Genomic DNA, 24,673 nt, shown 5'->3' with positions numbered 1-24,673 from the left:
CCATGACGCAACCTGCATTACTCGTCCATCACGGCAGGTCGAGCGCTGACCACGGCCCAACGCCCACCGTGTTCGGCTTCTGGCTGTACCTGATGACCGACTGCATGCTGTTCGCGTCGCTGTTCGCCGTGTTCGCCGTAATGGCGCACCAGTTCGCGGGCGGCGCGTCCGGACGGGACCTGTTCGACATCCCGGGTGTTGCACTTGAAACCGGCGCGCTGCTGCTGAGCAGCACCACCTACGGCTTCGCGATGCTCGGCGCGCAGCGCCAGGGGCGTGGTGCCGTGATCGGCTGGCTCCTCGTGACGTTCGTGCTTGGCGCGCTGTTCCTCGCGTTAGAGCTGCGCGAGTTCTCGCACCTGGTTGCCGACGGTGCTGGGCCCAGTCGCAGCGCCTTCCTGTCGTCGTTCTTCACGCTGGTCGGCACCCACGGCCTGCACGTGACAGCCGGCCTCGTCTGGATGGCCGTGCTCGTCGTGCATGTCGTCCGCTCGCCTGAACTGTCCGGTCGCGACCTCACGAGTCTGACATGCCTGAGCCTCTTCTGGCACTTCCTCGACATCGTGTGGATCTGCGTGTTTTCGTTTGTCTATCTCGGGAGCATGCTCTAAATGGTCCATTCACACTCGACGTCCACGACCGCCTCGCGTGGTGACGTCGCCGGTTATATCACCGGTTTCGTGCTTGCCGTGGCGCTGACTGCTGGCTCATTCTCGATCGTCACGCAACGGTTGCTGCCGTCCGGCTCCGCGATTATGGCGCTTGCGTTGCTGGCGTTCGTGCAGATCGTCGTGCAACTGGTGACGTTCCTGCATCTCGACCTGTCGCGCGGCCAGCGCTGGAACGTGCTGGCGTTATGCTACACCGCGCTCGCCGCGCTGTTCCTGATCTTCGGCACGATCTGGGTGATGCACAATGTCAGCATGAACATGATGTCGCGCTGACTCGCCACCAGCGCGAAACTGTCTGGTCACATCATCGCGGACACGGCATGGAGCCGTCGGCCGCGTGCGTAGTGTTGTGCTGCACCCCTCTACCGGTCTTTCTTCATGAACAGCCCGAATCACCCCGTTCCCGCCAATGAGCCATTGCCCCATCGCAAGGTCATCCGCTCGTGGCTGACACCGTTCGCCGAACGCCGCACCGCCTACGCGCTTCTGCTGCTCGTGTTCGACTACGTTTTGCTATTGTGTGCGCTCGCCGCGAGCGTGTTCGCGCACGGGTTCGTGCTGAAGACCGTATTCGGATGCATGGCGGGCTTCGTCATCGGACGGCTCTTCGTCATCGGTCACGACGCATGTCATGAGAGCCTGACCCGGCACCGCACGCTCAACCGCTGGCTGGGCCGGATCGCCTTCCTGCCGTCGCTCACGCCGTACAGCCTGTGGCAAGTGGGTCACAACGTGGTGCATCACGGCTACACGAACCTGAAAGGCGTCGATTTTGTGTGGGCACCGCTGACGATCCAGGAATATCGCGCCTTGAGTGGGCCACGGCGCGCACTGGAACGTATCTATCGCAGCGGCTGGGCGCCTGGTCTCTACTACATGATCGAAATTTGGTGGACGAAGATGTTTTTCCCGTCGCGGGCCGCAATGCCGACGCGGCGCCTCGTGTTCTTCCGTGACTGCACGCTGGTATCGGTGTTCGCACTGCTGTGGATCGGCGCGCTCGCGTGGATCGCTCGCGCGACGCAGCGGGGGGTGGTCCCGTCAATCGCATGCGGGTTCGGGGTGCCGTTCCTGTTCTGGTGCGCGATGGTGGGTTTCGTCGTCTACGCGCACCACACGCATCCGCAAATCCGCTGGTACGACGATCGCGCGAAATGGGGGCGTTCGGATCCGTTCGTATCCACGACGGTGCACTTGACCTTTCGCTGGCGTTTTGGTGCGCTGTTTCATCACATCATGGAGCACACCGCGCATCACGTCGACATGAGTCTCCCTCTATACGGGCTCGTCGGTGCTCAGCGAACCCTCGAAGCGATGCTTCCGGAACGGATCGTCGTGCAGCGGTTTTCGTGGCGTTGGTACTTCGACACCGCACGAGGCTGCAAACTATACGATTTTTCGACTGATCAGTGGACCGACTTCGCTGGTCGCGCGACGCACGTTCCTCTTAAGACTCGCTAACAAAGCCTGTCATCCGAAAGCAAGCAGCAGTTGCAGCCCGAGGTCGGCTGCCATGTCGAGCGCGCTGCGCCCATCCGGTGCGCACAGTTCTGCGTTCGCCCCATGCGCAAGCAGCAACTGCAGGACGTCGAGGCGAGCGCTCGCGGCTGCCTGCATCAGGCATGTGATGTCGTCGTCGTTCACATGGTCGATCGGCGCGCCGGCGTCGATCAGCCGCAGGATGGTCGCGGGGCCGCCGTGCAGGCACGCGAACCAGAGCGCATGGTTGCCGTCGTCATCGAGCGCGTCGGCGCGTGCGCCGAGTGCGAGCAACGCTTCGACCGCGGCGTCCTCGCCATGCTGCGCGGCGCGCATCAACGGGGTTTCGCCGTTTACGCAGCGCGAATGCGGAGCAGGGAAGCCGTGGTACGCCAGCCAAGTGGAAAGTGCGGCGGGCACGATCGTATCGAGTTGTGCATCGGGGTTCCGGACAACGCGCGAGGCCAGGCGTTCGCGGACGACGAAAACAGTGTCGGTGTGCATGATCATGGTCGCGTTCGGGTGCAAGGGAACATCGGTTGGCGCAGCCGCGCGGGCGGCGGCCGCAGGGACCCGAGCCTCAGACGGGCCGGTTCTCGTTGGGGTTGCGCACTGGCCCCATCAATTCAAGTCCTTCGCTGTAGGTGATCGTCTCGAAGGTCACGTCGAACTTGATGGCCGCGTCCGCTACCGCATCCAGCTTGCCGCCTGAGTCCTTTTTCTTCAATTCGTTCTTTTCGAGGTACAGCAGTTCGAGCATCTCGTTGTAGACGGTGGACTCGAGAATCGGCAGCACATAGAACATCGCGCCCTTGTACGGCACCTGATATCGCTTGCTCAGGTCGATGTTGTCGCAAAACAGAAAGTACTTGCCATCCGCCGAGAGCGTGTCGCTGAGCACCTCGGCCACGTCCTTCAGATGCTCGAAGCTCAACAGATACCCGGCGAAGAACGGCAAGTGCTTACGGCCGATCGTCGCGCATGCCATCACCTGATCGCAGGTCAGCTCCGGCGGCCGCGCTTCGTCGGCGAGCTTCGGGGCAAACCGCAGCGCAAGTTCGCCGCGGAAGCCGACCCGGTCGAGCCTGTTCGTCAGCCCCTTGAGAACCGGGTTGAGCAGACGGCCTTCATGTTCGAGACGGGCGAACGCGGTGTCGTCGATCTCCTTGTGCGCGAGCGTTTCGGTCATCACGGATCCTTGGGTTAAACAGCGTTGAAGAGGGATTCACGTCTGCGTATTGCGCATCCGGTCGGCGATTTTGAAAAAGGCCTGCATCAGTTCATCGCGTAGCACCGGATCGACACCCGTCTCGTCGAACGCGGCGCGCATGCAAGCTAGCCACGCATCCCGTTCGGCGGTGCCGATCGCGAATGCGGCATGACGCGTGCGCAGCCGTGGTTGGCCGCGCTGTGCCGAGTACCGCTTGTCGGCGCCGAGCCATTCGCACAGATACAGCACCAGCACGGCCTTCGTCGAAGACAGGTCCGGGTGATGCATCGCGCGAATGCGCTGCGCGTCGGCCCGCGTATCCATGTGTCGATAGAACGCATCGACCAGGCGGATGACGGCGGTCTCGCCGCCTAGACGGTCGAAGTGCGTCTCGCGCGGCACGGGTCGCGAAGCTTGGGTGGCTGGTGTGTCCATGGCGCGATCAATGCAATAACCGAACCAGGCCGCAACCCGGCGATTGTCCGGCTGCACGCAGGCCAATGCGACATAAATCGCACGACAAACGCGCCCGAATGGTTTCATTGGCGACGAAGTTCGCGTGGTTTGTCGCGAAATCGACAAGACAGAAGAGGAGTCCGCAAAAGTCCCGTACCAACCGCCGCAGCGCGGCGGGGCGGACGCGTCGCAGTACCGCTGGTGACGTGGCACAGAAGCTGCGTTTGGAGTCCAGCGCGGACACAGGTCCGGCCGATGCGTGACTCGATATAAGAAGACCCATACAGGCACGACAGGCTGACATGGTCGCGGTTACGCAACCCTGGTTTCAACCCTTCTTCCTGAATGGAGAAATGCAATGTCTAAACTTCGGCAAATCGCTTTCTACGGTAAAGGCGGTATCGGCAAGTCGACCACCTCGCAGAACACCCTGGCAGCCCTGACTGAACTCGGGCAGAAGATCCTGATCGTCGGCTGCGATCCCAAGGCGGACTCTACTCGCCTGATCCTGCATGCAAAGGCGCAGGACACCATCCTGTCGCTAGCGGCCGAAGCCGGCTCGGTGGAGGACCTCGAACTCGAGGACGTGATGAAGATCGGTTACCGCAACATCCGTTGCGTGGAGTCCGGCGGTCCGGAACCGGGCGTCGGCTGCGCGGGCCGTGGCGTCATCACGTCGATCAACTTCCTCGAAGAAAACGGCGCCTATGACGGCGTGGACTACGTGTCGTACGACGTGCTCGGCGACGTGGTGTGCGGCGGTTTCGCAATGCCGATTCGTGAGAACAAGGCGCAGGAAATCTACATTGTGATGTCCGGCGAAATGATGGCCATGTATGCGGCCAACAACATTTCAAAGGGCATTCTGAAATACGCGAACAGCGGCGGTGTGCGGATCGGCGGGCTCGTGTGCAACGAGCGTCAGACCGACAAGGAACTCGAACTCGCCGAAGCGCTGGCGAAGATGCTCGGTTCGAAGCTGATCCACTTCGTGCCGCGCGATAACATCGTGCAGCACGCCGAGCTGCGCCGCATGACGGTGATCGAGTTCGCGCCCGAATGCAAACAGGCGGAAGAGTATCGCCAGCTCGCCACCAAGGTGCACAACAACGCGGGCAACGGCACGATCCCGACGCCGATCACGATGGATCAACTGGAAGACCTGTTAATGGAGCACGGAATCATGACGTCCATCGACGAATCGCAAGTCGGCAAGCCTGCAGCGGAACTGACCGCCTAAGCGAGCGGCGCTGCGCGCGGCCCGGTGTTCTTCTTCACGCGAAGAACCGGGCCATGCCGGCTACCCGCTGCCAGGCTTGATACTCACCCTATGGAGCATTCCCCCATGAGCGTCACTGTTGAAGAGCGCAAGGCCGCGAACAAGGCCCTGATCGATGAAGTGCTGAAGGCCTATCCGGAGAAGATGGCCAAACGGCGCGCCAAGCATTTGGGCACCTTCGAGGACGGCAAGCCCGACTGTGGCGTGAAATCAAACATCAAGTCATTGCCGGGCGTGATGACGATTCGCGGTTGCGCGTACGCCGGCTCGAAGGGCGTGGTCTGGGGGCCCATCAAGGACATGATCCACATCAGTCATGGTCCGGTCGGTTGCGGCCAGTACTCGTGGGCCGCGCGTCGCAACTACTACATCGGCACTACCGGTATCGACACCTTCGTGACGATGCAGTTCACGTCGGACTTCCAGGAAAAGGACATCGTCTTCGGCGGCGACAAGAAGCTCGACAAGATCATCGACGAGATTCAGGAACTGTTTCCGCTGAACAAGGGCATCTCGATCCAGAGTGAATGCCCGATCGGCCTGATCGGCGACGACATCGAGGCCGTCTCGAAGACGAAGAGTGCGCAGTATGAAGGGCACACCATTTTGCCGGTGCGCTGCGAAGGTTTTCGCGGCGTCAGCCAGTCGCTGGGCCACCATCTGGCTAACGATGCGATTAGAGACTGGATATTCGACAAGGCCGATCCGGACAAGCGGCCCGAATTTGTTTCGACGCCTTATGATGTTGCGATCATCGGCGATTACAACATCGCCGGCGATGCCTGGTCGAGCCGGATTCTGCTCGAAGAGATCGGCCTGCGCGTGATCGCGCAATGGTCGGGCGACGGCTCGATCGCCGAGCTCGAGAATACGCCCAAGGCCAAGCTCAATTTGCTGCATTGCTACCGCTCGATGAACTATATCAGCCGGCACATGGAAGAGAAGTACTGCATTCCGTGGGTGGAATACAACTTCTTCGGCCCGTCGATGATCGAGAAGAGCCTGCGCGAGATCGCCAGCCACTTCGACGACACCATCAAAGCCAACGCGGAGAGGGTGATCGCCAAGTATCGTCCCCTGGTCGATGCGGTGAACGCGAAGTTCAGAGCGCGCCTGCAGGATAAGACCGTGATGCTGTTCGTTGGCGGCCTGCGTCCGCGCCACGTAATCGGCGCCTACGAAGACCTCGGCATGAACGTGGTCGGCACCGGCTACGAATTCGGCCACAACGACGACTATCAGCGCACCACGCACTACGTGAAGGACGGCACACTGATTTACGACGACGTGACCGGCTACGAGTTTGAGAGGTTCGTCGAACAGGTCCAGCCCGATCTGGTCGGCTCCGGCATCAAGGAAAAGTACGTGTTCCAGAAGATGGGCGTGCCGTTTCGCCAGATGCACAGCTGGGACTATTCCGGTCCATATCACGGCTATGACGGCTACGCCATTTTCGCGCGCGACATGGACATGGCCATTTCCAGCCCGGTGTGGGGGCTCGCCAAGGCGCCCTGGAAGAAAAACCTCTAAGCGCCGGCCACCGCACCGATCACCGGACTGATCACCGGCCGGCAGGCCATTGAATTGAATATCAGGAGCATCCCGTGCCCCAATCCGCAGACCAGATTCTCGACCAGGAACTCCTGTTCCGTGAGCCCGAGTACCAGAAAATTTTCCGCGCGAAAAAGGAAAACTTCGAGTTCAACCATTCAGACGAGCAGGTCAAGCAGATCGTCGAGTGGACCAAGAGCGAAGACTACCGGCAAAAGAACTTTGCACGCGACTCGCTCACCATCAACCCGGCCAAGGCCTGCCAGCCGCTCGGCGCAGTGTACGTGGCCAACGGCTTTCACAGGACGCTTAGTTTTGTGCATGGCTCGCAGGGCTGTGTAGCGTTTTACCGCTCGCACTTCTCGCGTCACTTCAAGGAGCCGACCTCGTGTGTCAGCTCGTCGATGACCGAGGACGCGGCGGTGTTCGGCGGCATGAACAACATGATCGACGGCCTCGCAAATGCGTACAACCTGTACAAGCCCGACATGATCGCAGTCTCCACGACCTGCATGGCGGAAGTGATCGGCGATGACCTCGACGCGCTCATCAAGAGCAGCAAGCAGAAGGGCAGCGTGCCGGAAGACTATGACGTGCCGTTCGCGCACACGCCGGCCTTCGTCGGCAGCCACGTGACCGGCTACGACAACGCGCTCCTCGGCATCCTCAGGCACTTCTGGGACGGCAAGGCCGGCACAGCGACGCCGCTTGAGCGCGTGCCCGACGACAGCGTCAACTTCATCGGCGGCTTCGACGGCTACGTGGTCGGCAACATGAAGGAAATTCGCCGCATCTTCGATCTGTTCGGCGTGACGGTGAACATCATCTGCGACCCATCCGAAACGTGGAATACGCCGACCGACGGCGAGTTCCGGATGTACGAAGGCGGCACGACCAAGGAGGAAGTCGAGCGCGCGTTGAACGCGAAGGCGACCTTCGTGTTCCAGGAATACTGCTGCGAGAAGACCAGCAAGCTCATTGGCGAGCATGGACAGGAAGTGGTGGTGCTGAACTCGCCGGTTGGCGTCGCGGGCACCGATCAGTTCCTGATGGAAATCTCGCGCGTGACCGGCAAGCCGATTCCGGCGCAACTGGAGAAGGAGCGAGGCCAGCTCGTCGATGCGATGGCCGACAGCCAGGCTCACCTGCACGGCAAGCGCTTTGCACTCTACGGCGACCCGGACCAGATGCTGGGCTACACGCAGTTCCTGCTGGAACTCGGCGCCGAGCCGGCTCACGTGCTGGCGACCAACGGCAACGAAACCTGGGCTGCGAAGGTGCAGGCGCTGCTCGACGCGTCGCCCTACGGCGCCGGCTGCAAGGTGTATCCGAAACGCGACCTGTGGCACATGCGTTCACTGCTGTTTACCGAGCCAGTGGATTTCCTGATCGGCAACACCTACGGCAAATATCTCGAGCGCGATACCAAAACGCCGCTGATACGCATGGTGTTCCCGATCTTCGATCGCCACCATTACCATCGCTTCCCGACCTGGGGCTATGAAGGTGCGTTGCGGGTGCTGGTCACGCTGCTGGACGAGTTCTTCGAAGCGCTCGACGCCAACACGATCGACGTGGCGAAGACCGACTACAGCTACGACATCATTCGCTGACGAGGAGAGCGCGGCCATGGCAGACACAGCAGATGCATCGGGCGCGGCAGATGCAGTTCTGGTCAAGATGACGCAGGACGGCCGTAACGTCGAGGTCATCAGCGGCTAGGTTTGCCTGGCCGGTGTGGGCGAGGCCGACCACCTCGTCCCGCTGCTCGAACACCCGAACCGGCAGATGATCGCCCAAGTGCTGCCCGGGGCCCCGCGCATGTGGCCGGCCGGTTGCCATTGACGCACGAGGAGATTGCGATTGCACAGGGTGCGATGTCGGCGGCTCGGTGGCAGTTCGACGCGAGCCCGGCGGGTATCGCGCCGCGGTTACCTCGCGCGGTGTGGGCGAAGATTGCGGCGGAGGATGTCGAGTAGCGGGGCACCGCTGAAAACGAAATTGCTGCGCTGTGTGTAGCTAGCCTGCGTGACGAACCTCAGCGAGGGAGCGGGGCATGATCTATGTAGTCGCGCAGTCTGACTCCGTGCCGCTGCGTGCCTGGTTCGCAACCAGTTGATGGTAGAGATCGCCAAACTGGCTGGCCGGATAGCGTGGATTTGCGACGATGTTGGAACGCCGTGGGATGTTCAGGATCGCAAGCAAGCTGTGACGAAACTGCTCAGTCTGAATATGGGCGGCGAGATCGGCAAGCAGAGTGGAAAGAGACATGGGGCCAACGAAGATCAAAAAGATCCTCATTGGCCGCAGCCCTGCTGGCGTCTAAAAAGACGCCAGCAGGGCTGCGGCCGCGCGAAGCTGGCTTCACGTCAAGTGTTTTTTTAACTCAGTGAGGTAAGCCCCCGGCTTTGCCGGGGGACTCACCAAGGTTTGACCTTTACGACGGTCAGCGCGAATTTCCTATCTCTGCCAAGAGAAGGAGATTCACGATGAAAGAGTATCAAAGCCTGAGCCATACGCGATGGGACTGCAAGTACCACGTGGTGTTTATCCCGAAGCGCCGGAAGAAGCGGATTTTCGGGGCGTTGCGGCGGCAGCTTGGGGAAATGTTTCATGAGCTGGCGTCCCACAAGGAATCGAAGATTGTCGAAGGGCACCTGATGGGAGACCACGTTCACATGTGTCTGAGCATTCCGCCGAAGTATGCGGTATCGAATGTGGTCGGCTACATCAAGGGCAAAAGCGCGATTCAGATAGCGCGAAAGTACGGAGCCCGGCAACGAAATTTCACGGGCGAGCATTTTTGGGCCCGAGGCTACTTCGTTTCGACTGTGGGGTTGGACGAGCACATGGTGCGAGCGTACATCCGCAATCAGGAAGAAGAGGACGAGCGATATGACCAGATGAAGCTAGCCATGGAGTAAGCCGCCACGGGCGGCTCACGGTTTTATGGGCGCCTTTGAGGCGCTCACAATCTCAAGCCACCGGCTTTGCCGGTGGTGTTTGACTTGATTGAGTTCCGGCGCGGCAGACGCGCTTAACTTGGGTGGATCGAGGTGCTGCCGGGTGCCGGATATCGATTGCGCGAAAACCATACCCGTTTTCCGGATCAGTGCCGCAGGCGTCAACGAAGTTGCGCGCGTACAGGCTCATCGGTCGTCAGATGGATCCCATATTCCAGGTTCCGTGTTGCGGGATTATATAAAAAGCATACGTAATTAAACTGCCAAGGTGAAACGCATGACCAGCAAATTAACCAGCCGTCAGCCTTATGCCAGCCCGTTGGAGCGAATACAGAAGCGCGTGAGGAACAAGCGCGCTTCTATTCCGCGGCGAAGCGCAACCTGTCTTGCGGCCCTTGCATATATCGCGGCCATTCCTTCATTGTCTTTCGCGAATTGCACGACATCGAATAACTCGACGACGTGCGACACGAGCGCCCCGTCGCCATGGTCAAGCACGATCGGAACCGGCCCGACCACCGCTTCAGGCTCTACTGTGACAGTAGGAGCAAACGCACAGATCGTGGTGGGCGATGCGACAGCGATCGCGCTTGCCGACAACGCCACCATCGTCGTTCAGTCAGGCGCGCAAGTAAAAAACAGCGCGCTGACGGGTAACGGCACGTACGGCACCGGGGCCGATACGATCGCCTTCCGGAACAACAGCACGCTGACAGTGGAACAGGGCGCGGCCGTCATCTCTGGCGGGACGGAAGGCAACGCCGAAGCCGTCAATCCGGAGGGTACAGGCAATACCATCATCAACAACGGGACGATCCAGGGCGTCCATAGCGCTGCGATCTGGTTCCAGAATACGTCCGGCTTGAATACCGTCATCAACAACGCGACCGGCGTGATCGAGGCGCCGGGAAACGTGATGGGCGCGTCCGGCAACGGCGCGGTCGACTTTACCAACCGCGGACAGGTGATCGGTAATCTGGTCTTTGCCGGTGGCAACGATACGCTGCGCCTTTACACCGGTTCGTCGGTGAGCGGAACCATCAACGGAGGCGGCGGCAACAACCTGTTGACGCTGAACGGCACCGGAACGGACACGCTGCCGACCGGCATCACGAACTTCCAGACGCTGCAGAAGCAGGACACCGGTACCTGGACAGTCGCGAGCTCGATGGGCGCGATGGGGGTCACGTCGGCCGAGGTGCAGCAGGGAACGCTCGCGCTGACCGGCAACAACACGCAGTACACTGGCACGATGCTGGTCGATCAGGCGGGCATCCTTCAGGGATCGTCGCAGAGCCTGCCAGGCGCGATCACCGATAACGGTCTGGTGCAGTTCGCGCAGGCCGCCAACGGCACTTATGCGGGGCTCATCAGCGGTACCGGCTCGGCGGAGAAAGACGGTGCCGGCACGCTTACGCTTGCGCCCACCGCTGCGGGCGGCAATACGTATACCGGGGGTACCGTACTGAAGCAGGGCGTACTCTCGGTGTCCGCAGATAACGCACTCGGCGGCACGGCAGGCGGCGTGACGTTCGACGGGGGAACGCTGCAGCTCGGCAGCAGTTTCGACCTCGCCAGTACGCGCGCGTTATCGGTTGCCGCGGGCGGCGGCACCATCGATACACAGGGCTTCCAGTCGACGATCGCGCAAAACGTGACGGGTACGGGCTCGTTCTTCAAGACCGGCTCGGGCATGTTGACGATCGACGGCTCGCTCGTCGGCCCGATCGCCGCGGAGGTGCAAGAGGGCACGCTCGTGCTCAACGGCAGCGGCGCACAGCATACGGGCAGCGTGACGGTTGATCTGCCCGGCACGTTGCAGGCGAGCGCCAAAAGCCTGCCGTCGACCGTTACCAACAACGGTCTCGTGCAATTCGAACAGAACGTCGACGGGACATATGCCGGGTTGATCAGCGGGACCGGCGTCGTGGAGAAAGACGGACTGGGCACGTTGACGCTCGCGCCGGGCGCGGTGGGCGGCAATACGTATACCGGCGGCACGGTGCTGAAACAGGGTGCGCTGTCGGTGAGCGCCGACAGCGCGCTGGGCGGCGCGACCGGTGGCGTGGCCTTCGATGGCGGCACGCTGCAGTTCGGCAGCAGCTTCGACCCGGCCAGCACGCGTGCAATCTCGATTGCGGCAGGCGGCGGCACGATCGATACGCAGGCGTTTCAGTCGACCCTCACACAGAACATCACCGGCACCGGTGCCTTGACAAAGGTCGGTGCGGGGACGCTGGTGCTCGATGGGGCGAATACGTGGTCGGGCGGCACGACGGTAAGCGCCGGCACGCTCGCGGTCGGCGATGCGTCGACGTCCGCCGCGTCGATGACCGGCGCGACGAGCGTCGCTGCGGGAGCGACGCTCGGCGGCTACGGCACTGTCAACGGCGACGTGACCAACAACGGCACCGTCGCGGTGGCCAATGCGTTGGCGCAGTTTGCCGGCGGCGCACAGGGCAATTTCACGATCAACGGCAAGTTGACGAACGCGAATCTCGTGCAGATTGGCGGCGGCAAGAGCGCCGGCAATTCACTCGTCGTCAATAGCTACGTCGGAAACAATGGGGCCATTGCATTGAATACCGTTCTCGCGGGTGACAACGCGTCTTCGGACAAGCTCGTTGTGAACGGCGGCACGGCAACCGGTGCGACCACGCTGAAGGTGACGAACGTGGGCGGCCAGGGCGCGGCGATCACGTCGAACGGCATCCAGGTCGTCGCCGCGACGAACGGCGCCACGACTGATGCCGGTGCATTTTCGCTCGCAGGCGGAACGACGAAAGCCGGCGCATACGAGTACTACCTCGTCAAAGGCGGCGTGATGGCCGGCACGTCGCAGAGCTGGTACCTGCGCAACACCGTGCCCGCTGCGCAGAGTGCGCCGGCCGACACGAGCGGCAGCGGCACGACAGCCGTGACCAGCACCCCCGCGCCGGGCACACCCGCACTTCCCGCCGCGAGTGCTGATCCGATTACGCTTTACCGCCCTGAAGCGGCCCTTTACGCGGAGCTTCCAGCCGTTGCCCGGCAGCTCGGCATGATGCAGATCGACAACTTCCATCTGCGCCAGGGCGAGCAGTCGTTGCTGAGCGAGAACGGCAGCCTGCCAGCGGCGTGGGCACGTGTGTGGGGCGGACACAGCACGCTGTCGCAAAGCGGCGACGTCGCGCCCGGGTTTTCCGGCTCGATGACGGGAGCGCAGGTCGGTCAGGACCTGTACGCGAGTACGACGGCGAGCGGTCACCGCGACCACTACGGGCTCTTCCTCGGCTTTGGACGGGCCACGGGTGATGTCAGCGGCTTTGCAGTCGGCGTGCCGGATGCCGCGGCCGGCCATCTTGGAATTAGCGCATACAGCATCGGCGGCTACTGGACCCACATCGGACCGAGCGGGTGGTACACAGATGCGGTGGTTTCGGGCAGCTCACTGGTGATCGATTCGTCGTCGCGCGACGGGGTTAGCGCCACGACGCACGGAAATGCGGTGACCGGTTCGCTTGAAGGCGGTTTGCCGTTCGCGATCGGACACTCGCTCACGCTCGAACCGCAAGCCCAGCTGATCTGGCAACACCAGACGATCAAGGATCTGAACGACGGAATCTCGAACGTCACGTTCAGCAACGGTAATACGATGGTCGGCCGTCTTGGCGTGCGGCTCGCCGGCGTCTACGAGGCGGCACGCGTGACCTGGCAGCCTTATCTGCGGCTTAACCTGTTGCGTTCGTTCGGCAGCACGGACAAAGCGACGTTTGGCGGCGTGACGCCGATCAGCACGTCGGTTGGCCAGACCACCGGGCAGATCGACGCGGGGATGGTGGCGAAGCTGACGAAGCATGGAAGCGCGTTTGCGACTGTCAGCCTCGGCACGAACCTTGGGGGCGAACACCAACGCGTTGTCACTGGAAACGTCGGCGCGCGCTGGACCTGGTAGCACAATTTACCAGGTTCGCAGGAAGACATTGAACTGTCAAGCTTCGGACGGATCTTCCCCACGGTAAATTTGTTCTAGCCCGACACGGGCGCGGAAGGTCGGGTAGAGTTCTGCGTCATTCGCAGATAGTCGAAGACCTGTCGTGTGTTGCGGTTCAGGCTGCGCATTTTCTCTCAACTGGTTGCGGGTTTCTCAAGGCTGCTAAATTTGCCTGAAGGCCTTTGTGGGTATGACTTTCGCCGATTTCCGCCGGATCCGCTAGAATTCCCGATCTTTGGCGGTCGATAATGGCGCAAAGCCAGCAATGGCAACGGATTCCAACGGAATTAAGCCTCGAACAGTTCGAGCAATTTGTCTTGCCGCACCTTACGGCAGGAAGCCGGGGACCGGCATCCAAACTGACCGCGCACGCGATCTTCAACTACATCCTGAAACTGCTTTACCTCGGTTGCCAATGGAAGGCGCTGCCGATTGCAATGGATCGGCACGGCAAGCCGGAGATTCACTACACGAGCATCTATCGGGCCTTTCGGCGCTGGCAGGCATGCGAATGTTTCGACGCTGTCTTCCTCGCGTCAGTGGTGCGGCTTAGCCACGACCAGTTGTTGGACACCAGCGTCATCCATGGCGACGGCACCACGACGGCGGCGAAAAAAGGCGGCGACAATATTGGCTTCAGCGGCCACAAGCACATGAAGGGTGACAAGGTAGTGGCCTTCTGTGACCGGAACTGCAATGTGATCGCCCCGTTCGTGTCGACGCCAGGCAATCGCAACGAATCGCCACTGCTGCGAGACGCGTTGCCGCAGGTGATGCGGATTGCCCGTGAAGCCAGGCTGGACCTGCGTGACACCGTGGTCAGCCTGGACGGCGTCTACGATTGTCGCGCCAACCGCAAGGCGATCTTCAACCGCGGGATGGTGCCCAACATCAATCCGAACCCGCGCGGCAGGAAACGCACAAAGCGAGGTCGCAAGGCGCTGTTCGATCTGGCCATTTTTAAAGAGCGATTCCGAACGATCGAGCGCGTGTTCGCATGGGAAGATAAGTTTCGTCGCCTGCTACTTCGCTTCGATCGTATCAGTCAGTTGCACTACGCATTCAAGATCATGGCCTACACGATGATCGATCTACGACACCATTGCGGTAGTTGATCTGACAGTTGAGGTCCATGCTTCATGTCCGGCGCAGCGCGCCGTGATCCCGTTCGTCCTCATCCTGCGGAAATACATCCATGACAACACAAAACTGCCTCGTCCCCCTCCTCGACGCGGCTGGTCTCGCCCGCTTGCCCATTCCGTTGACCGCCGCCAGATCGCTTCAACCGAAACTCGCAACCAGTTGGTCGCCTACGACGACTTTGAGCGCGAGGTGGCGGCGTCCGACCCGTTGAGCCTCGCGGAGATCAATGACGAGGTAACGCCGCGCGAACTGCTCGCTCTGGTCGACGACGTTTCCGATGCGAACGGACGGGCAGAGCACCTGTCGATCTGTGCGGTGGGACTACGCGAAAGCTCCACGGATGCGCCACGCGCTGACTGCTTACCTGGCGGTTCGCGACCCCTTGGGGCCGGATGCGTTGCTGGAGGCGCGCGCGAATGCGATCGCACGGTTCCTGCTCCATACGGAACGGCAAGGCAGGCAGTGAACGTGTGTTGTGGTTCTCTGTGTCGCGAACCGTCTGTCGCAAACCGTTCAAACTCGCCATGACGATGCGCGCGAGCGACTGCTTCAGCGCCAATTGGCACGTTTTCAAGGCGTTTCCCGGTGGTATGGAACTTGCCACTAGAGAAACGTCCATCCATCAGGAGCACGTCATGTCTGCTTCGCTCAATGCCCAAATCGCCGAAGTTTTCGACGAGCCGGGTTGCGACAAGAATCAAGGCAAGAGCGAGAAGGAACGCAAAAGGGGCTGCACGAAGCAGCTTTCGCCGGGTTCGGCCGCAGGCGGGTGCGCGTTCGACGGCGCGAAGATCGCTTTGCAGCCGATGGTGGACATCGCACACCTCGTGCACGGGCCGATTGCTTGTGAAGGTAACTCGTGGGACAACCGGCACGCCGCTTCGTCCGGTTCGCAACTCTATCGCACGGGCTTCACCACCGATATCAACGAACTCGACGTGGTGTACGGCGGCGAGAAGCGCCTGTTCAGGAGCGTGCGCGAAATCATCGAGAAATACGATCCGCCCGCAGTGTTCGTCTACCAGACCTGCGTCACTGCGCTGATCGGCGACGACATCGAGGCGGTCTGCAAGCGCGCCACCGAACAATTTGGCAAGCCGGTGATTCCGGTCATTTCCCCCGGTTTCGCCGGGCCGAAGAATCTGGGCAACAAGCTTGGCGGCGAGGCGATCCTCAATTATGTGATCGGCACGCGCGAGCCCGAGTACACGACGCCGTATGACATCAACGTCATTGGCGAATACAACCTGTCGGGCGAACTCTGGCAGACCAAGCCGCTGCTCGACGCGCTGGGCATCCGTATCCTCTCGTGCATCTCCGGCGATGGGCGCTACAACGAGATCGCAAGTTCGCATCGCGCCAAGGTCAACATGATGGTCTGCTCGAAGTCGATGATCAACATCGCGACAACGATGCAGCGGCGCTACGGCATCCCTTACTTCGAGGGCTCGTTCTATGGGGTCGGCGACATGAGCGACACGCTGCGCCATATCGCCAGGCTGCTCGTGCAGCAAGGCGCGCCGGACGATCTGCTCGAGCGGACCGAGCGCCTGATCGCCGCCGAGGAAGCGCGCGCGTGGGAGCGCATCGCGCACTACAAAGCGCGCCTTACCGGCAAGCGGGTATTGCTCATCACAGGTGGCGTGAAGTCTTGGTCGGTGGTTTCCGCGCTGCAGGAAGCAGGGCTCGAAATCGTCGGCACCAGCGTCAAGAAGAGCACTAAGGAAGACAAGGACAAGATCAAGGAGATCATGGGCGACGACGCCCACATGATCGACGGTATGACGCCCCGGGAGATGTACGCGATGCTCAGGGACGCGCGGGCCGACATCATGCTGTCGGGTGGCCGCTCACAGTTCGTCGCACTGAAGGCCCGCATACCGTGGCTCGACATCAATCAGGAACGTCACCACCCTTATGGCGGCTACGAAGGGATCGTCGAGCTGGTGCATGAGATCGACCGCGCGATCTACAACCCGGTGTGGCAACAGGTGCGGATCCCTGCTCCGTGGGGCGACGACGGGGGACCGCTCGGTGTGGTCCAGGCGCAAGCCGCCCGCCCGCTGTCGAGCGCCGCGGGGTGGGGGCGATGAGCCTCGAACCCAGTATGCCGACCTGACGCCCCCGAACTCGAGAACATGCCATGGCCGATGTCGTCGAATCTATGAAAGCCTGTGCGGTCAATCCGCTCAAGATGAGCCAGCCGCTGGGCGCGAGCCTCGCGTTCCTTGGGCTCGATGCCTGCATGCCCGTAATGCACGGCTCGCAGGGCTGCACGTCGTTCGGCCTCGTGCTGCTGGTGCGCCACTTCAGGGAGGCGATTCCGCTGCAGACGACAGCCATGGACGAAGTCACCGCGGTGCTCGGCGGCTACGAGAACATCGAGGCCGCGCTGCTCAACATCCGCAAGCGCGCTGCGCCGAAGGTCATCGCGATCTGTTCAACAGGTCTCACCGAGACCGAGGGCGACGACGTGGACGGCTATCTCGTTACCGTGCGCAAGCGCAAGCCCGAACTCAACGACACTGAGATCGTCTATGTGTCGACCCCCGACTATGTCGGCGCATTCGAAGACGGCTACCGGCATGCGATTACCGGCATCGTCAACGCGCTGGTCAAGGCGTTGCCAACGGTGGCCAATCAGGTGACGCTGCTGCCCGGCAGCCATCTGTCGCCTGGCGACATCGACGAACTGCGCGAGATCATCGAAGCGTTCGGCCTCGATGTCATCGTGCTGCCCGACATTTCCGGCTCGCTCGACGGCCATATCGCGCCGGACTGGCGCGGCACCACACTGGGTGGTACCACGCTCGCGGAGATCCGGGCCGCGGGTGCATCGGCATTTACGATCGGCGTGGGCGAGCAGACGCGCGACGGCGCCGAGGCATTGCATGCTATCGCCGGCACACCGTTCGAAGTGTTCGGGCGGCTCACCGGACTGGAACCCAACGATCGTCTGCTGCAATTGCTCGCGCAGCGCTCCGGACGACCCGTTCCCGCGAAATACCGGCGTCAGCGCAGCCAATTGCTCGATGCGATGCTGGACGGCCATTTCTACACCGGAGGCATCAAGGTCGCGATCGGCGCAGAGCCCGATCTGCTGTTCGCGGTCGGCAGCATGCTGCACGAGATGGGCGCGCAGTTGCGCTGCTGCATCAGCACGACGCGATCGCGCGCGCACGCGTTGCTGCCCGCTGATCAGGTCGTGATCGGCGATCTCGAAGACATGGAGCGCGCCGCGGCGGACTGCGACCTGCTGATCACCCATTCGCACGGCAGGCAGATGGCCGAGCACCTGCAAAAGCCGCTCTTCCGGATCGGTTTTCCGGTCTTCGACCGGGTTGGAAACGCACATCGACGCTACGTCGGCTACCGCGGCACGATGAACCTGATCTTTGAGATCGCCAACCTGATGATCGAGCAGATTCCGCATCACGATCCGGGCGAATGGCCGCTGCCGCAGGCCGCTATCGATCTGGCCGCGCGCGATCCGGCGCGCGAAGCGGACATTCCTGTCGTCGCGGCCGGTGCTTGACCCACCTAAAGGAGCACACAGCATGAAGATCGCGTTCGCCACCCAGGACAGGCGGTTCGTCGATGCGCATTTTGGCTGGGCGAGGAGCATCGTCACCTACAACGTCACACCGGACGGCTACCAGTTCGTCGAGGCGTTCGACTTTGGTGACAAGCTCGAAGAGGACGGCGACGAGGACAAGCTCGCGCCCAAGCTCGAAGCCGTCAAGGATTGCGCGATCCTGTACGTCGCCGCAATCGGCGGCTCGGCCGCGGCTCGAGTGGTTGCGCTGAAGATTCATCCGATCAAGGTGCCGCGGCCCGAGTCCATCGAGGAGACTCTCGGCAAGTTGCAACAGGTGCTGAAGGGCACGCCGCCGCCGTGGCTGCGCAAGGCGCTGGCGAAGGATGGCGAACGTGTATACGACTTTGAAGACGATGAGGTATCCCATGGCTGAAACATCCGCAATTCCGTCCAAGGCCAGCGACGAAATGCTGCTGGTCGCACCGTTCGTGCAGCAGCTCGTCAGGCAGTTGCGCGCGCAGGACACCCACGGCGTGTGGGACGGAAAGACCGACCTGCAACTGCTCAAGCCGTACATCCACACGCCGGAGGAACGCCGCGCGATTCCGATCATGGGCGACCCCGACCCCGACCCCGACCCCGACCCCGAAACGCTGTGGCGGCTCGAGCTTTTCTATAGCGCGATTGCGGTGGCGATCGAGCGTGAGACCGGCCAAATGGTTTCGCCGATGATGAAGATGAGCCACGAGGGCTTCGGCCGCATGGTGTTGATCGCGGGGCGGCTCGTTGTCGTCAACAAGCAGTTGCGCGACGTACACCGGTTCGGCTTCGCTTCGCTGGAGAAGCTCGCCGAGGCGGGCGCAAAGCTTCTCGACGAAGCGGTCGAGGTGATCCGGATGTACCCCGCCGTCGCACAGTACGGCGCCTGAAGGAATCGTGAGGGGACCGAGACGATGAGCACCGATGCCGATGAACTCAAGGCGCACCTGAAGAAACTCAACGCGCAAGCGACCCGGGCGAAGTTGGACCTGCACGACCTCTCAGAGGAACTCCCGACCAACTGGGAGAACATTCTCGCTGTCGCCCAGCGCTGCCATGACGCCCACGCCGCGCTGATGGCAGCCCGCAAGGCTGCCGCTGCGGCAGCGGCCTGAACCAGCGAAGCCATGGAGCCACATCATGAGCGATACCTTCAGCGTTACGCTGCCAAGCGGCGCCACCTGGACGCCGACGTTCGTCAACAGGCTCGACGAAGAAAAATGCATTGGTTGCGGACGTTGTTTCCGTGTCTGTCCGCGTGGCGTGCTGCAACTCGTCGGGCTTAACGAGGACGGCGCGCACATCGCACTGGACGGCGACGACGAAGACGAAGACGACGAGTACGAGAAGAAGGTGATGACTATCGTGCATCGGGAACTGTGCGTCGGCTGCACCGCGTGCGCGAAGATCTGCCCGAAAAAGTGCTACACGCACGCGGCGGCCGTTCTCTGAGCGATGCCGCGATGGACGCCTATGCGACCCTGATGGCGTGTGCGGTGGATGCGGCCGATCCCACCGTGCTGGCACTGGCCGGCGTGCTGTCGAGCGGGTTCGAGCACCACGGCGTCGATGTGCTGCCGATGCCCGGACTGGACGCCGACCAGACGCGCCGAATGCTCGCGCGCTGGTTCCCGGGTGCCGGCTCGGCGCTCGGTCTTACGTGCGTCTTGTCGCCCGCCACGATGCCGCGTGGCGACGAACTGGAAGACCTGGTGGCGTTGCTCAATCACCATGCCGATCCGCGCGCCGGCCCGGCAGACGAGGCGAACTGCGTGGCTCATGCATTGGCCTGCGCGAGCCTCGGGCAAAACCACCTTTGGCAAGACCTGCTTCTGCCGTCGCGGCGCGAGTTGTCCGCATTGATCAGCCACTGGTTTCCGCGGCTGGCCGCGAAGAATACGCATGACATGAAGTGGAAGAAGTTCTTCTACAAGCAACTGTGCGAGCGCGAGGGCCTGTTCATCTGCAAGGCGCCGAGTTGTGGCGTCTGTTCTGACCATGCGCTTTGCTTTAGAGCGGAGTAGGCAGCACGCGTCGGTCACCGCTTCGATTGTGTCGCGTCGCGGGTGGCCGACTTCTGGGGCTGGGCGAAGCTGCTGTCCGAGCATCGGCTGGCGCCGCACGCGCGTCATGCCGGCCGGACGCGCTACACGAACGACGCGGTGCGTAGCTGGTTTCTCACCCCGGCAGCAGGCGAACGGTTTGCTGGCCATGTCACGAGGTGCTCTCCATGAGACCCATGCCGCCTGCCGTTGCCGTAACGGTGCGTTCCGAAGCGCAGCCCGTCATGAATCAGAACCGCGGCACATGCCTTCCCGACAGCAGTGCGAGCCTGTCGCTGGAGCGCGCGCGGGCACATGTCGCGAGCCTGCAGCACGAGTTGTTCGCGGTTGAGCAGGCGCTGCTCGACGACCGCGCATTGACGCGCGCATTGAGCGGGCGTCGATGGGTTTATGTGGGCGGGCGGCCAAGCATCAACGCCGTGCTGCGTGCGCTGGTGGAGGCGGCCGGAGGCGAGTTCGTTCATCACACCGGGACCATCGACGACGATAGCCGTGCCGAAGGCTTCGAGGCTTTGCTGTCAGGCGCCTACCGGGTGCTGTGCCCATTGGATCTGATCGACCCGGACTCGCTGGTCGCGCTGCGGCGATTGTGCGCGCGTCACCGCGCGCCGTGGTCCGCTTTGCGTTCGTCGAGCGTGACGAGCTTCATCGCGGGCGTGTTGCGGGCTCGGCCTGCCCAGCCGCACGGCGTGGTCGCAGCGTCGCGCTTCTGCCTGAGGCATGGCTGACGTCGTCATGACTTTACGTACCGCGAGATGTGGGCGCAAAACTTGCCTTTGACGTGGTCTTTCCACGAGAGGGCCTGCCATGTCGGATTCCGCACAACGCTACGGCCTTTTCCTCAACGTCGAGAACCCCGACGGCGACGCGCGCGATGCGCTGACGCAAACCGTGCGTAATGCGACGGCCATAGCTGGCATTAAGACATGAGGCGTCGACGTAACAGCGCCACCGACAGGAAGAACGGCAACACCGTGCAAATGCAGAGAGCGCCAATATGCAAGGCAACACTGCCCACCGGGCGTCCGAGCATCGCGGGACGGATAAGGTCGACGGAATGTGCCAGCGGCAAGAAGCGCGCTACGTCGCAAAAAACGGCAGGTAGCTTGCTGATCGGGAAGATCACGCCGCTCAGGAGCACCATGGGCGTGAGAACGAGCGTTTGATAGAACACGAAGTAATCGTGACTGGGTGCAAGCGCCGTGAGGATCATCGCCAGACTCGCGAAGGCGAGGCCAGTCAGGGCGATGGCAGGCAATGCATAGAGAATGGATGACCACGCTGCATAACCCAGCACGGTGGCTACCACCATGACGGCGATGCCGGCAAAAAAGGCCCTGGTGGCGGCCCATGCCAGTTCACCGAGAACGATATCGCCGAGCGTGAGCCGTGTACACAGGATCGCTTCCCACATGCGCTGAACATGCATGCGAGAGAAAGCTGCGTAAATCGTTTCGAAGGTCGCGGAGGTCATCGCGCTCGTGGCGACCATACCCGCCGCGAGAAACGCGATATAAGATGCGCCATCGACGCGACCTACCATTATCCCGAAACCAAAGCCGAGGCCGAACAGATAAATCATAGGATCGGCAAGGTTACCGAGAATCGAGGCAAACGCGACTTTTTTCCATGCCAGATAGTTGTGGCGCCACACTGCAACCCAGTTCCACACGTTCGCGGGCAGGGCCGCTGCATAAAACTCTCTCATCGTTCACTCCTTCATCCCGCGCCCGGTTAACTGCAAAAAGACATCCTCGAGATTTGCTGGACGCTGTAAAAGGCGCAGCGCCGCGCGCCCGCGCAACTGTACACACACCCGTTCCGGATCGGACACATAGCAGAAGAGGGTCCCACCACTGACCTCGATACGCTGCGCGTGCGGCGCGATCAACGTGCGCAGCTCATGCGGATTGCCGCCGTGGATCTCGACCACGTGGCTCCCGATCTGTTCTTCGATCAGCATGCGAGGCCCGCCTTCGGCGATCTTTCGCCCCTCCTCCAGCACACACAGTCGGTCGCACAACCGCTCGGCCTCTTCCATGAAATGGGTGGTCAAGAGGATCGTCTTGCCGCGCGCCAACAATGAACGCAGGCTTTCCCAGATCAGGTGGCGCGCATGCGGGTCGAGACCCGTTGTAGGCTCGTCCATGACCAACAACTGCGGATCGTTGATCAGCGCGCGTGCCAACATCAGCCGCCGCTTCATGCCGCCGGATAGTTCGGTGACGCGCGCATCGACCTTGCTTTCGAGGCAAGCGAATTCGAGCAGCGACGGCACGACCGCTTCAATTTCACGTGTGCTCATGCCGAAGTAGCGCCCAAACACCAGAAGGTTCTCGCGCACGGTGAACCCGGGCTCGAGGTTGTCGAATTGCGGCACCACGCCAATGCTCATACGTGCCGAGCGAGCGCGCGCCGGCACTGGCTCCCCGAGCACGATGATCTTGCCTGCGTCGGGCGGCGCCATGCCGAGAACCATACGCACCGTCGTGCTCTTGCCCGCGCCATTTGGCCCTAGCAGACCGAAGCACTCTCCAGGCGCGACGCTAAACGACAATCCATCGACTACGATCTTGTCGCCATATGACTTCCTTACGCCGGTGAAGCTGATTGCTGCTTTGGACATGGAGATAAGAAGGAAAATTACGCACTCGTCTTAGAGAAAAAGAAGCCGTTCTGCTGCTGCGGCGCGATTGAAACCCTGGTCGATAGACGATCCTTGCCTGCCAAGCGCGAGAGTTACTGACAATGGAGTACCAGGATTTCGGTGAATGCACTGGCGTTGGGAAGACGACAATCGAGCCTTTGCGTGAGACGATCGCACTCAAGCGGACCAGTGCCGATGGTGGGCGGTTCTGGGTTGGCGCAATACTCGAGATCTATATGTATGATTAACTAATCGCCATCGAATGCTTCGTCAGACGTCGCTAATGTTGAAGACTCACACGCGTGATCCTTTCGACGGTGCGGAGTCGCAGATCTTGACGCTGAAGTCGCGTTCGGCTTTGTAACCGGATTCGAAGTATCGACCTGTTTTTCACGAACGTTCGATACGTTGCCTGCAGACCCACGGGACAGCCAATCGCTATTGCTCAATGTACACAGCGCATAGGCTTTCAGGGGAAGTAAGAGAAAGAGGTTAATGGGTGTGTGAAGAGAAAAGCCAAGAAATCGAATCTGGCGAGCGCGAACCGATGCCACGCTACAGCGGATCATGGTCGATGATGCGATTATCAGGGCGGTCCACCACGGCACTGTCGCTGTCAATGCGAGCTGCGCGAGACCCGCTAGTAGCGATAAGCCGAGAAATAGCGAGCCCAGATTCAGTCCGATCACGTCCAGCGTAAGGTAGCGATCGAGACAGGGCAGCAGGCGCAGCGAAAGCAACGTGTCCCGATAAGTACTGCGCGCCCAGCGCAGTTGTTGGCGCAGATACGCCCCCAGTCTGTCTGGAACGACTGTCGCCGCAATGGCGTCCGGAACGTACACGGTCCGATAACCTGCCGTCAGCATGAGAATCGTCAGATGGCGGTCCTCGCCGAAGTCGCTCGGTTTCCCGCGAAAAAGTTGCGTCTCGTACTGATCGAGCAGCAACAGGAGCGCGGACCGGCGGTACATGGCACACGGACCGCAGCAACACATAACAGCGCCGAAGCGAGTCTGTGCGGCGCGCTCTTCGTTGCAAGCCAACCAGTACTCCATATCGATCAGACGGGTCAACCAGGTGTCGCCGCGGTTGCTGGCCGTCAACTGCCCCATGGCGGCGCCTATCGTCGCGTCTCGCATTGTCAATACGAGCTTCTTGACGACATCGGGCGCCAGCGTCGTGTCCGAGTCGACGTTGAGTACCAGTTCCCCGGATGAAGAGCGTATCGCGGCGATCTGTGCCTTGCGCTTTCCCATATTTTGGGGAAGCGTAATGAAGTTGAATCTCGGGTCGCGCGCGTGGGCATCGTATACCGGCCTCACGGCGTCGAGATTCGCAGAACCATCATCGACCACATAGACCCGCAGTTTTCCGGCGTAGTCCTGGTTTGCAATGGACTTCAGGCACGCCGAGAGCGTGCGCGGTTGCTCGTTAAAGCACGGCACGATGACGTCCACGTCCGGCAGAAAGTTGGGGTCGGCGGCATTGGGCGAATTCGGCGGACCACTCGTCGGTAGGCCATGGAGGGCCTGTACGCTTTTGTAAACAGTCGAGAGTAGTGCATACAACAAAACCGGGGCAGTGCTGATTGTGGCAATGGCATTCATAGATGTCGGTTTGTTCCGTGTGGTTGGGGTAGCGAGCTGATTACAAATCCGCAG

Annotated in this window: 25 protein-coding genes and 1 pseudogene; 20 read left to right on the top strand and 6 right to left on the bottom strand. The window is 61.5% G+C overall.

Translation table 11 applies throughout. From position 1 onward, the window contains the following. Positions 1 to 2 precede the first annotated feature (2 nt). The 3 genes from cyoC (at position 3) to HDG34_RS24950 (ending at position 2,132) form a co-directional block, all read left to right on the top strand. The gene (cyoC, locus tag HDG34_RS24960; RefSeq protein ID WP_184062957.1) at positions 3 to 611 is read left to right on the top strand and encodes a cytochrome o ubiquinol oxidase subunit III; all 609 of its coding nucleotides are present in this window, start codon (positions 3 to 5) and stop codon (positions 609 to 611) included. After that, entirely contained in the window at positions 612 to 944 is a 333-nt protein-coding gene (gene cyoD, locus HDG34_RS24955; RefSeq protein WP_121325257.1) for a cytochrome o ubiquinol oxidase subunit IV, read from the top strand. It abuts the gene before it with no gap. A gap of 105 nt (positions 945 to 1,049) precedes the next feature. Further along, positions 1,050 to 2,132 carry a fatty acid desaturase gene (locus HDG34_RS24950; protein ID WP_260321324.1) on the top strand — a complete coding sequence of 361 codons (1,083 nt, stop codon included), beginning with the start codon at positions 1,050 to 1,052 and terminating at the stop codon, positions 2,130 to 2,132. A 9-nt stretch (positions 2,133 to 2,141) separates the two neighbouring features. Here HDG34_RS24950 and HDG34_RS24945 read toward each other — a convergent pair whose 3' ends face one another. The 3 genes from HDG34_RS24945 to HDG34_RS24935 form a co-directional block, all read right to left on the bottom strand. Then, positions 2,142 to 2,654, bottom strand: a complete 513-nt coding sequence (locus tag HDG34_RS24945; RefSeq protein WP_260321334.1) for an ankyrin repeat domain-containing protein — start codon at positions 2,652 to 2,654, stop codon at positions 2,142 to 2,144. Positions 2,655 to 2,730: 76 nt separating this feature from the next. Beyond that, positions 2,731 to 3,339, bottom strand: a complete 609-nt coding sequence (locus HDG34_RS24940; protein ID WP_184062954.1) for a hypothetical protein — start codon at positions 3,337 to 3,339, stop codon at positions 2,731 to 2,733. Positions 3,340 to 3,375: 36 nt separating this feature from the next. After that, positions 3,376 to 3,795, bottom strand: coding sequence for a group II truncated hemoglobin (locus HDG34_RS24935; protein WP_026226291.1), 420 nt, complete (start codon positions 3,793 to 3,795; stop codon positions 3,376 to 3,378). Between the two features lie 379 nt (positions 3,796 to 4,174). Here HDG34_RS24935 and nifH point away from each other — a divergent pair, with 379 nt between their 5' ends. The 17 genes and pseudogenes from nifH to HDG34_RS39440 all read left to right on the top strand — a co-directional run bounded on the left by nifH (position 4,175) and on the right by HDG34_RS39440 (position 21,295). Next, the gene (gene nifH / locus HDG34_RS24930) at positions 4,175 to 5,056 is read left to right on the top strand and encodes a nitrogenase iron protein (protein ID WP_184062952.1); all 882 of its coding nucleotides are present in this window, start codon (positions 4,175 to 4,177) and stop codon (positions 5,054 to 5,056) included. 105 nt (positions 5,057 to 5,161) lie between these two features. Then, on the top strand, positions 5,162 to 6,625 hold the full coding sequence (gene nifD, locus HDG34_RS24925; RefSeq protein ID WP_184062950.1) for a nitrogenase molybdenum-iron protein alpha chain: 1,464 nt from the start codon (positions 5,162 to 5,164) through the stop codon (positions 6,623 to 6,625). Between the two features lie 74 nt (positions 6,626 to 6,699). Next, entirely contained in the window at positions 6,700 to 8,259 is a 1,560-nt protein-coding gene (gene nifK / locus HDG34_RS24920; protein ID WP_184062948.1) for a nitrogenase molybdenum-iron protein subunit beta, read from the top strand. A 16-nt stretch (positions 8,260 to 8,275) separates the two neighbouring features. After that, positions 8,276 to 8,625: pseudogene (locus HDG34_RS24915) on the top strand (hypothetical protein). A gap of 139 nt (positions 8,626 to 8,764) precedes the next feature. Next, complete coding sequence (locus HDG34_RS24910; protein WP_143037302.1) at positions 8,765 to 9,031, top strand: hypothetical protein; 267 nt, start codon at positions 8,765 to 8,767, stop codon at positions 9,029 to 9,031. A 104-nt stretch (positions 9,032 to 9,135) separates the two neighbouring features. Continuing rightward, the gene (gene tnpA / locus HDG34_RS24905) at positions 9,136 to 9,570 is read left to right on the top strand and encodes an IS200/IS605 family transposase (RefSeq protein WP_184062945.1); all 435 of its coding nucleotides are present in this window, start codon (positions 9,136 to 9,138) and stop codon (positions 9,568 to 9,570) included. A gap of 574 nt (positions 9,571 to 10,144) precedes the next feature. Next, complete coding sequence (locus tag HDG34_RS24900) at positions 10,145 to 13,543, top strand: autotransporter outer membrane beta-barrel domain-containing protein (protein WP_311734873.1); 3,399 nt, start codon at positions 10,145 to 10,147, stop codon at positions 13,541 to 13,543. Between the two features lie 287 nt (positions 13,544 to 13,830). Continuing rightward, entirely contained in the window at positions 13,831 to 14,697 is an 867-nt protein-coding gene (locus HDG34_RS39445) for a transposase (protein WP_184062941.1), read from the top strand. A 663-nt stretch (positions 14,698 to 15,360) separates the two neighbouring features. Then, a complete protein-coding gene (gene nifE / locus HDG34_RS24890) occupies positions 15,361 to 16,818 on the top strand; it encodes a nitrogenase iron-molybdenum cofactor biosynthesis protein NifE (protein ID WP_184062939.1) in 1,458 nt (485 codons plus the stop codon). A 50-nt stretch (positions 16,819 to 16,868) separates the two neighbouring features. Next, positions 16,869 to 18,260 carry a nitrogenase iron-molybdenum cofactor biosynthesis protein NifN gene (nifN, locus tag HDG34_RS24885; protein WP_184062937.1) on the top strand — a complete coding sequence of 464 codons (1,392 nt, stop codon included), beginning with the start codon at positions 16,869 to 16,871 and terminating at the stop codon, positions 18,258 to 18,260. A gap of 22 nt (positions 18,261 to 18,282) precedes the next feature. Further along, entirely contained in the window at positions 18,283 to 18,696 is a 414-nt protein-coding gene (gene nifX, locus HDG34_RS24880) for a nitrogen fixation protein NifX (protein WP_184062935.1), read from the top strand. Beyond that, the gene (locus tag HDG34_RS24875) at positions 18,689 to 19,192 is read left to right on the top strand and encodes a NifX-associated nitrogen fixation protein (protein ID WP_184062933.1); all 504 of its coding nucleotides are present in this window, start codon (positions 18,689 to 18,691) and stop codon (positions 19,190 to 19,192) included. Before nifX ends, HDG34_RS24875 begins: the two co-directional genes overlap by 8 nt. A 24-nt stretch (positions 19,193 to 19,216) precedes the next feature. Next, complete coding sequence (locus HDG34_RS24870) at positions 19,217 to 19,417, top strand: CCE_0567 family metalloprotein (RefSeq protein WP_105512102.1); 201 nt, start codon at positions 19,217 to 19,219, stop codon at positions 19,415 to 19,417. 25 nt (positions 19,418 to 19,442) lie between these two features. After that, positions 19,443 to 19,754: a ferredoxin III, nif-specific gene (gene fdxB / locus HDG34_RS24865; RefSeq protein ID WP_027193737.1), complete on the top strand. Its 312-nt coding sequence runs from the start codon at positions 19,443 to 19,445 to the stop codon at positions 19,752 to 19,754. 11 nt (positions 19,755 to 19,765) lie between these two features. Next, positions 19,766 to 20,326, top strand: coding sequence for a nitrogen fixation protein NifQ (locus tag HDG34_RS24860; protein WP_184062931.1), 561 nt, complete (start codon positions 19,766 to 19,768; stop codon positions 20,324 to 20,326). A gap of 263 nt (positions 20,327 to 20,589) precedes the next feature. Continuing rightward, a complete protein-coding gene (locus tag HDG34_RS24855) occupies positions 20,590 to 21,093 on the top strand; it encodes a DUF2325 domain-containing protein (RefSeq protein WP_260321323.1) in 504 nt (167 codons plus the stop codon). 79 nt (positions 21,094 to 21,172) lie between these two features. Next, positions 21,173 to 21,295: a hypothetical protein gene (locus tag HDG34_RS39440; protein ID WP_260321322.1), complete on the top strand. Its 123-nt coding sequence runs from the start codon at positions 21,173 to 21,175 to the stop codon at positions 21,293 to 21,295. Here HDG34_RS39440 and HDG34_RS24850 read toward each other — a convergent pair. The 3 genes from HDG34_RS24850 to nodC all read right to left on the bottom strand — a co-directional run bounded on the left by HDG34_RS24850 (position 21,285) and on the right by nodC (position 24,619). Continuing rightward, positions 21,285 to 22,073, bottom strand: a complete 789-nt coding sequence (locus tag HDG34_RS24850; RefSeq protein ID WP_090811273.1) for an ABC transporter permease — start codon at positions 22,071 to 22,073, stop codon at positions 21,285 to 21,287. The two genes, HDG34_RS39440 and HDG34_RS24850, sit on opposite strands and share 11 nt — an antisense overlap. 3 nt (positions 22,074 to 22,076) lie before the next feature. Continuing rightward, a complete protein-coding gene (nodI, locus tag HDG34_RS24845; RefSeq protein ID WP_184062929.1) occupies positions 22,077 to 22,991 on the bottom strand; it encodes a nodulation factor ABC transporter ATP-binding protein NodI in 915 nt (304 codons plus the stop codon). Between the two features lie 269 nt (positions 22,992 to 23,260). Then, entirely contained in the window at positions 23,261 to 24,619 is a 1,359-nt protein-coding gene (nodC, locus tag HDG34_RS24840) for a chitooligosaccharide synthase NodC (protein WP_184062927.1), read from the bottom strand. Between the last annotated feature and the right edge of the window lie 54 nt (positions 24,620 to 24,673).

It is taken from the genome of Paraburkholderia sp. HC6.4b (genome assembly GCF_014200875.1).
Classification (GTDB): domain Bacteria; phylum Pseudomonadota; class Gammaproteobacteria; order Burkholderiales; family Burkholderiaceae; genus Paraburkholderia; species Paraburkholderia tuberum.
Note: the sequence above shows the minus strand (reverse complement) of the source record. Positions and strands in the feature narration are given on the sequence as shown.

Coding starts and splice junctions, on each gene's coding strand:
- tnpA (WP_184062945.1), top strand. CDS start 9,136: ATGAAAGAGTATCAAAGCCTGAGCCATACGCGATGGGACTGCAAGTAC.
- cyoD (WP_121325257.1), top strand. CDS start 612: ATGGTCCATTCACACTCGACGTCCACGACCGCCTCGCGTGGTGACGTC.
- fdxB (WP_027193737.1), top strand. CDS start 19,443: ATGAGCGATACCTTCAGCGTTACGCTGCCAAGCGGCGCCACCTGGACG.
- HDG34_RS24940 (WP_184062954.1), bottom strand. CDS start 3,339: ATGACCGAAACGCTCGCGCACAAGGAGATCGACGACACCGCGTTCGCC.
- nifN (WP_184062937.1), top strand. CDS start 16,869: ATGGCCGATGTCGTCGAATCTATGAAAGCCTGTGCGGTCAATCCGCTC.
- nifD (WP_184062950.1), top strand. CDS start 5,162: ATGAGCGTCACTGTTGAAGAGCGCAAGGCCGCGAACAAGGCCCTGATC.
- HDG34_RS39445 (WP_184062941.1), top strand. CDS start 13,831: ATGGCGCAAAGCCAGCAATGGCAACGGATTCCAACGGAATTAAGCCTC.
- HDG34_RS24875 (WP_184062933.1), top strand. CDS start 18,689: ATGGCTGAAACATCCGCAATTCCGTCCAAGGCCAGCGACGAAATGCTG.
- nodC (WP_184062927.1), bottom strand. CDS start 24,619: ATGAATGCCATTGCCACAATCAGCACTGCCCCGGTTTTGTTGTATGCA.
- HDG34_RS24870 (WP_105512102.1), top strand. CDS start 19,217: ATGAGCACCGATGCCGATGAACTCAAGGCGCACCTGAAGAAACTCAAC.
- HDG34_RS24935 (WP_026226291.1), bottom strand. CDS start 3,795: ATGGACACACCAGCCACCCAAGCTTCGCGACCCGTGCCGCGCGAGACG.
- HDG34_RS24850 (WP_090811273.1), bottom strand. CDS start 22,073: ATGAGAGAGTTTTATGCAGCGGCCCTGCCCGCGAACGTGTGGAACTGG.
- HDG34_RS24910 (WP_143037302.1), top strand. CDS start 8,765: ATGGTAGAGATCGCCAAACTGGCTGGCCGGATAGCGTGGATTTGCGAC.
- HDG34_RS24855 (WP_260321323.1), top strand. CDS start 20,590: ATGAATCAGAACCGCGGCACATGCCTTCCCGACAGCAGTGCGAGCCTG.
- HDG34_RS24950 (WP_260321324.1), top strand. CDS start 1,050: ATGAACAGCCCGAATCACCCCGTTCCCGCCAATGAGCCATTGCCCCAT.
- HDG34_RS24860 (WP_184062931.1), top strand. CDS start 19,766: ATGGACGCCTATGCGACCCTGATGGCGTGTGCGGTGGATGCGGCCGAT.
- nifE (WP_184062939.1), top strand. CDS start 15,361: ATGTCTGCTTCGCTCAATGCCCAAATCGCCGAAGTTTTCGACGAGCCG.
- HDG34_RS39440 (WP_260321322.1), top strand. CDS start 21,173: ATGTCGGATTCCGCACAACGCTACGGCCTTTTCCTCAACGTCGAGAAC.
- HDG34_RS24945 (WP_260321334.1), bottom strand. CDS start 2,654: ATGCACACCGACACTGTTTTCGTCGTCCGCGAACGCCTGGCCTCGCGC.
- nifH (WP_184062952.1), top strand. CDS start 4,175: ATGTCTAAACTTCGGCAAATCGCTTTCTACGGTAAAGGCGGTATCGGC.
- cyoC (WP_184062957.1), top strand. CDS start 3: ATGACGCAACCTGCATTACTCGTCCATCACGGCAGGTCGAGCGCTGAC.
- nodI (WP_184062929.1), bottom strand. CDS start 22,991: ATGTCCAAAGCAGCAATCAGCTTCACCGGCGTAAGGAAGTCATATGGC.
- nifX (WP_184062935.1), top strand. CDS start 18,283: ATGAAGATCGCGTTCGCCACCCAGGACAGGCGGTTCGTCGATGCGCAT.